Genomic DNA, 1,202 nt, shown 5'->3' with positions numbered 1-1,202 from the left:
TGGCCGGCGTCGCGGCGACAGGTCCGGACAGGAGGAGCGCACTTGCGAGTGTGGCGAGCAGCGCTCTCATAATATTTCGCATCACCACGGCCTCCAAAGTACAAAGTTAGACATGGCTAACTTATCTACCCGAAGCAAACAAGTTGTCAATCCCGCTGTTTCGCTGCAAAGTCCCGAGTATGACAAAGCTACAATCACATGGGCGTGAGCCATTCGAAGCGGTCGACCGGGCTCCCGAGGCGCAGGCCGAGGGCTTTGCGACCGTGCGTCAGGCACATGAAAGCGAGATGGCGGAGGATTACGTCGAACTGATCGCGGAACTGATCGAGACGCGCGGGGAGGCCAGACCGGTCGAGATCGCCGAGCGGCTTGGCGTGAAGCCGCCGACCGTGACCAAGAACATCTCGCGGCTCAAGGCTGCTGGTCTGGTCCGGCGGGAGCCATACCGCGCGATATTCCTCACCGATGCCGGGCAGGACCTCGCGGAGATCTGTCGACGCCGCCACAGGGTCGTCGTCGCCTTTCTTCTGAGCCTGGGAATCGACGAAGAGACCGCGGAACGCGATGCGGAAGGGATCGAGCATCACGTCAGCGGGACGACATTGGAGGCGTTCGAGCGACGGCTCAATCAGAAATGAGCTCGCCTAGATGCACATTCGCGCGATTCTCTATCGGGACCTCGAGCTATCGGGTCTTCAAGCCGCTGACACGTTTGCGCAATTTCGAAGCTCGCTAGCCGAGAACCCGCGACAGCACGATGGTTGCAAACAGGGCGACAAGTCCGAAGGCGATCGCAGACGCTACCGCATATTGGAGGATATCCAGGTGATTCCCCCTCCTCCGTCGTGCCAGATAGCCACCCCAGATCGCGCCTCCGATAGCGCTCACGATCACAAGCATCAGGATACCTCCGTTCCAAAATGCCGCGCATCGGGATCTCGTCCGAGCAAACTGGCCAGCCAGCCGAAGACCCAGCACCCAAAAACAAGAACCAACAAGGTCCAGTCGCCGAACCGCGCATAGGGCGTTGGAGTACGCGCGCCCGGCAGGCCGGCATCAATGGTGCCTGTTTCCCCGGTATCAAGACGCGCGACGACATTTCCATTGGCGTCGATGATCGCGGATATCCCAGTGTTGGCCGCCCGGACCACGGGAAGCCCCTCCTCGACCGCGCGCATCCGCGCGGAGGCGAGGTGCTGCTC

General features: G+C 61.1%; 2 protein-coding genes. One reads left to right on the top strand and one right to left on the bottom strand.

The features are described 5' to 3' along the window. The first annotated feature begins 179 nt into the window (after positions 1-179). Complete coding sequence (mntR, locus tag A3764_RS01910; protein WP_067920029.1) at positions 180-638, top strand: manganese-binding transcriptional regulator MntR; 459 nt, start codon at positions 180-182, stop codon at positions 636-638. Between the two features lie 261 nt (positions 639-899). Here mntR and A3764_RS01905 read toward each other — a convergent pair. After that, positions 900-1,202 (bottom strand): nitrilase-related carbon-nitrogen hydrolase (locus tag A3764_RS01905; protein WP_330220506.1); only part of this gene is annotated, 303 nt, incomplete at its 5' end.

The organism is Sulfitobacter sp. HI0129 (assembly GCF_001635395.1).
Classification (GTDB): domain Bacteria; phylum Pseudomonadota; class Alphaproteobacteria; order Rhodobacterales; family Rhodobacteraceae; genus Sulfitobacter.
The sequence above is the reverse complement of the archived record's forward strand: the minus strand, read 5'-3'. Positions and strand labels throughout refer to the sequence as shown.